This is a genomic window from Flavobacterium sp., assembly GCF_021151785.1.
GTDB lineage: Bacteria > Bacteroidota > Bacteroidia > Flavobacteriales > Flavobacteriaceae > Flavobacterium.
In genome coordinates this window covers 1-5,427 of record NZ_JAGKWP010000132.1, presented here as the reverse complement: position 1 = coordinate 5,427, position 5,427 = coordinate 1, and the positions used below count along the sequence as shown (strand labels likewise).

The 5,427-nt window shown below is 30.8% G+C and carries 4 protein-coding genes and 1 pseudogene; 2 read left to right on the top strand and 3 right to left on the bottom strand.

Annotated features, from left to right (window positions below; translation table 11 throughout):
- Positions 1–276, top strand: a pseudogene (locus QZ824_RS10555) (hypothetical protein); the annotation flags it as partial.
- 31 nt (positions 277–307) lie between these two features.
- Here the strand turns inward: QZ824_RS10555 and QZ824_RS10550 are convergent.
- Together QZ824_RS10550 and QZ824_RS10545 are read right to left on the bottom strand one after the other, a co-directional pair.
- A complete protein-coding gene (locus QZ824_RS10550) occupies positions 308–1,111 on the bottom strand; it encodes a lysophospholipid acyltransferase family protein (RefSeq protein WP_291275978.1) in 804 nt (267 codons plus the stop codon).
- Between the two features lie 38 nt (positions 1,112–1,149).
- Complete coding sequence (locus tag QZ824_RS10545; RefSeq protein ID WP_291275977.1) at positions 1,150–1,794, bottom strand: CoA pyrophosphatase; 645 nt, start codon at positions 1,792–1,794, stop codon at positions 1,150–1,152.
- Between the two features lie 40 nt (positions 1,795–1,834).
- On the opposite strand from QZ824_RS10545, the gene QZ824_RS10540 reads away from it, so the two are divergent.
- Positions 1,835–2,278, top strand: coding sequence for a DUF4268 domain-containing protein (locus tag QZ824_RS10540; protein WP_291275976.1), 444 nt, complete (start codon positions 1,835–1,837; stop codon positions 2,276–2,278).
- Positions 2,279–2,385: 107 nt separating this feature from the next.
- On the opposite strand, the gene secDF is transcribed toward QZ824_RS10540, so the two are convergent.
- A complete protein-coding gene (gene secDF, locus QZ824_RS10535) occupies positions 2,386–5,373 on the bottom strand; it encodes a protein translocase subunit SecDF (RefSeq protein WP_291275975.1) in 2,988 nt (995 codons plus the stop codon).
- Between the last annotated feature and the right edge of the window lie 54 nt (positions 5,374–5,427).

Below are 5,427 nucleotides of genomic sequence, written 5' to 3'. Positions count from 1 at the left end.
GATATTATTGAAACCCGAAAAATAGTAAAATATTATGTTTGGTATAATTTAGCAATTGCATTTGTAACAGGTGTAATTATCTTATTTTCCCAATTAAAATACGACAGCAACCTAAGTCCATTATTTGAGAAATATCAACTTGCGGTAATTTGCATAGGGCTTAGTGTCATAGTATTGTTAGTTAGTATTTTCTATTTGTTTTATAAACTAGTATATGGAATATTATTAAAACGTTTACAAAATAATTACAAAGAATTAAAGAAAATAGATTTATAAAAAAAAGCTCCTTAAAGTAAGGAGTTTTTTTTTAGTATTTCCATTGACGTTCTCGATCTAATTGTTGTTGTTCATCTATCACTTCTTGTGGAATAACTTTTAAAAAAGAAGGATGTTGTTCAATTGCATATTCAATTTTCTCAACAATTTGCTCAACTGTTTCTGTTTCAAAATCGAAACGCAATGGTTCTTTAATTTCCATTGTTTGTAAAATTCCTTTTTTCTTTACAAACAATCCTTTTCTATCAAATGATCTTCTAAAACCATCTATTACAATAGGAACAACAATGGGTTTATGTTGCATAATAATATGAGCGGTTCCTTTTCTTACAGGTTTAAAAGAACGTGTTGTACCTTGAGGAAATGTTATTACCCAACCATCTTCAAGTGCAACTCTAATATTTTCTGTATCATTAGGATTAACTTCTCTTTTAACATCTTGGCCCTTAGCTCGCCAAGTTCTTTCAACTGTAATAGCACCAGCATAAGCTAAAATTCTAGGTAGAAGCCCTTCTTGCATCGTCTCTTTTGCTGCTACATAATATAAATTCAACTTAGGTTGCCACAAATATCCAACATTTTTTATATTATTCTCTCTACCTTTTAAAGCAGCATTAAAAACATGAAACATAGCTACAACATCAGCGAAATAAGTTTGATGATTAGAAATAAATAAAACATTTTTATCAGGAAGATTTCTTAATATCTCTGAACCTTCAATTTGTAACTGATTAAAACCTCTATATCTTTGATGCGTTAAGACACCAGCAAAACGAATTAACCATTTCTTTAGAAATAAAATATGACCGAATGGATTTCTTTTAAATAATCCCATGATTTTATAGTTAAAAGGGCGTCAAATATACTAAAAAATCAAGAGTTGATAGTATTTTTTAATAACTCTTTTAGCTCACTTAAGATCATTGCCGTAGCGCCCCAAACGATATATTTATCAATTTGAAAAGCTGGAACCTGAATATCTGTAGCATAAGAAGTGGTCATCTTTGTTTGAATTATTGTTTGCTCATCTAAAAGCGAAGCTATAGGAAACTCTAATACACGTTTAACCTCATCAGGATTTGGAATAAAATTCAAATTCTCCTCTGAAAAACCTAAAAAAGGTGCTACCAAAAAATTACTGGGTGGAATATAAATTTTACTAAATGGTCTAATTATTTTAATTCTATGAGGCGGAATACCAACTTCTTCCTCCGTTTCTCTCAAAGCAGTACACTCAAGATCAAAATCATTTTCTTCTTCCTTACCTCCAGGAAAACTAATCTGAGAAGAATGAACTCCGGGATATGTATTTCTAACAATTAAGGCTATATGAGCCAACTTATTTTTTGGATATACCAACATCAGAACAGCAGCATTTCTAGGATTTTTATCTAAGTAATGCCCATCTTGTAAATAAGTAATTCGCTCCAAAGGTGCCATTTTTATATGAGCATCTGTGGCTAACAATTTTTCTTTTTCTATTTTTGGCAAATATTCTATGAATGCATCAAATTTCATGGCAAATGTACTTTGTATAAAGTTAATAAAAATATTTAAGATGTTTAGTAAAGAAGAAGCTCAACAATTGAAAAAAGATTTTTGGTCCGCTTTTGGTCAAGAAAACCCAAGAAAATGGTTATTATACAATACTAAAATAAAAGACGTTAGTTTTAAGTTTTTTGTAGACAACAAAAAAGCTCAAGTTCTTTTAGAAATTGAACCAAAAGATGAAGAAAAAAGAAAGATTTATTATGAAAAAATAGAATCTTTAAAAGATATTTTATTAGAAGAGTTTATACCTGAAGCTATCTTTGAGCGCAATTATTATTTGGAAAATGGCAAAGTGGTAAGTCGCATCTGGGTAGAATTAACTGGTGTGAGTATAAATAGAAAATCAGATTGGGAAACCATCTTTACATTCTTTTATGATCAAATGGATGCATTTGAACGATTTTTCTATGAACATGAAGATTACATTAAAGATTTAGAAATTAATACTTAAAATAAACCTTAACTTTCAAAAATTGAAATTCATTCTAATTATTTGAAACTAAAAAAAACGCCCCGAATAATTCGGGACGTTTTTTTTAGTTTTTATTAAAATTGAGATTAAGCATTATGCTCTTCTTCAATATGCTTTTTATCATCAGATGAAATAGTATCAACTAATACTGGCGTTGCAATAAATAATGAAGAATATGTACCAATCACAATACCTACTAACATAGCAAAGATAAATCCTCTGATTGAATCACCTCCAAAAACAAACATAATAGCTAAAACTAAAATCATAGTCAATGAAGTATTCAATGTACGAGATAATGTTGTGTTAATTGAATCATTTACAATTTTATTGAAACTACCATGATGAGTAGCTCCGCCTAAGAATTCACGAACTCTATCAAAAACAATTACCGTATCATTCATAGAATATCCAATAACAGTCAAGATGGCTGCAATAAAATGCTGATCTATTTCCATGTGGAATGGCATATACTTGTATAATAAGGAATAAACACCTAATACAAAAATAACGTCGTGAGCTACAGCTGCAATAGCACCTAATGAATATTGATATTTACGGAAAGAAACAACTAAGTATAAACAAACAACAATCATAGCCCCAATTACGGCCCAATAAGCATTAGTTTTAATATCCTCAGCTACAGCTGGTCCAACTTTTACAGCTTGTACTACACCAATATTTTTACCTTCATTTGTATTAATAAACTCTTCATAAGAAATTTGTTTAGCATAGAATTTTTTTAATGCATTATATAATTTCTCATTTACTTCTTTATCAACAGTGGCATTCTCTTCTTGAATTTTATATTTGGTAGTAATCTTTAATTGAGAAGTATTACCAAATGTTTTAGCCTCAGCACTTTCAAATACATCTTTAGATGCTAGAACTTCTTTTACTTCTTCTGGATTAACAGGCTTATCAAATTTCACTTGGAATGTTCTACCTCCAACAAAATCAATCCCTTGGTCAAATCCATTAAAATAAAAAGAAACACAACTTCCTATAACCACAATTGTTGAGAATGTATATGAAATCTTCTTAATTTTTAAGAAATCAAAATTAAATCCTGTAAACCAGTTTTTAGTCATTGCAGTAGAGAACATTAATGACCTACCTTTAATTATATCTCTATCAATGAAGAAACGAGCAATGAAAATAGAGGTAAATAATGAAGTAAAAATACCAATTAGTAAAGTTGTTGCAAAACCTTTAATTGGTCCATTACCGAAGATAAATAAAATTAATCCTGTCAATACGTGAGTAACGTTTGCATCGATAATAGAACGCATAGCTCCTTTCCAACCAAATGCAGCAATAACAGCATTGTCTAGAGATTTACCTTCGCGTAGCTCTTCTTTAGCTCTTTCATAAATAATAATGTTAGCATCAACAGCTGTTCCCATAGTCAATACAATACCCGCAATACCTGGTAATGTTAACACAAATCCTCCAGGGAAACTAGCCATAGCTCCGAAAATCAAAATTAAGTTTACAGCTAAAGCAACATTAGCATACCAACCTGCTCTACCATAATAAATTACCATCCATAATGAAACTAATAACAATCCTACTAATGAAGACAAAATACCATTATCAATAGCCTCTTGTCCTAAAGATGGACCTACTACTTCTGATTGTACAATTTCCGCTTTAGCTGGTAATTTACCTGCTCTTAGTACGTTTGCTAAATCTTTAGTCTCAGCAATAGTGAAGTTTCCTGAAATTTCAGATTGTCCTCCAGAGATTGCTCCTTTACTCACACCTGGAGCAGAATATACCTGATTGTCTAATACAATAGCAATAGCATTACCTTGCTTAGAAACATTTCCAGTTATTTCTTCCCATTTTCTTGCACCAACTGGATTCATCTGCATACTAACAGCAGGTTTACCAAACTGGTCATAAGTATCTTTTGCCTCAACGATAACTCCACCACTTAATGGTGGAACACCATCTGAAGTACCTTTTAAAACATATAATTCTGTAAATTCAGGTGTCTTACTAGAAGTTTTACCCCACACAAATCTTGCATTAGCAACTGGTAATAATGCTCTGATATCTTGTCTATTTAAATAAGAATTTATTTTTGCTGTATCTTTCACATTAAAGACAGCAACATATGGTGCTCCTTGTTGACCTGGCATTACAATTTTACTAAATAAAGGTCCTAAATCTTCAGTACCTTTTTTATTAGTTTTCTTATTGTCAGTCAACAAATCTTCAACCTTAGTAGATTTAGTTTCTTTAGCTTTAGCAGTTGTATCTACTGAAGTTGTATTAGCAGATTTTGTCTCAGTTTTCTTTAAAGCATCATTAGCAGCTACAAAGAAATTCCCTAATTCTTCAACTTTATATGTTTCCCAAAACTCTAACTGAGCTGTTGATTGCAATAAGTTTTTAATACGATCAATATCTTTTGCACCTGGCAATTCAACTAAGATTCTACCAGACTCACCTAATTTTTGAATATTAGGTTGAACAACACCAAATTTATCAATACGCTCTCTTAATACACCATAAGCACTTTCTACTGATTCAGCTACTTTTTTTCTAAGAACAACCTTAACTTGGTCATCAGTCATTCCTAATTTGATTTCACCCTCCAAATTTCTATTGTAGAAGACCTCATTAGAAGCTAATTTTAAAGTTCCATTTGACTCAGCTTCAAAGGCGTCAAAAAACGCATCTAAAAACGATTGATTTCCTTTTTGTTCTTTAGAAGCTCTATCTAAAGCTCTGTTGAAAGTAGGATTTTTTGAATCATTAGCTAAACCTTTCAAGATATCTTTTACTGATACTTGTAAGATTACGTTAATACCACCTTCAAGGTCTAGACCTTTGTTAATTTGTTTTTCTCTTACTTCATTGTAGGTAAACTTAGTGAATCCTAAACTCATCACATCTTTTTTACCAATTGAATCCAAATACGCTAATTCTTTTTTAGTATCACCTTTCGCAAAAGTTTTTGCATCTTCAGCCACTCCATTTGCTACAAATGTGAATGATAACTGATAAACACTCACTAGAGTGAAAATGATAGCAAAGAATTTAATTAGTCCTTTGTTCTGCATTATAGTTAATATTTAGTTATTTTTTTTAAAACGGACAAATATATAATTTCAAAT

What these genes read in the sequence shown, in the direction of transcription:
- QZ824_RS10550 (WP_291275978.1), bottom strand. Translation starts at nt 1,111, where the DNA reads ATGGGATTATTTAAAAGAAATCCATTCGGTCATATTTTATTTCTAAAG.
- QZ824_RS10545 (WP_291275977.1), bottom strand. Translation starts at nt 1,794, where the DNA reads ATGAAATTTGATGCATTCATAGAATATTTGCCAAAAATAGAAAAAGAA.
- QZ824_RS10540 (WP_291275976.1), top strand. Translation starts at nt 1,835, where the DNA reads ATGTTTAGTAAAGAAGAAGCTCAACAATTGAAAAAAGATTTTTGGTCC.
- secDF (WP_291275975.1), bottom strand. Translation starts at nt 5,373, where the DNA reads ATGCAGAACAAAGGACTAATTAAATTCTTTGCTATCATTTTCACTCTA.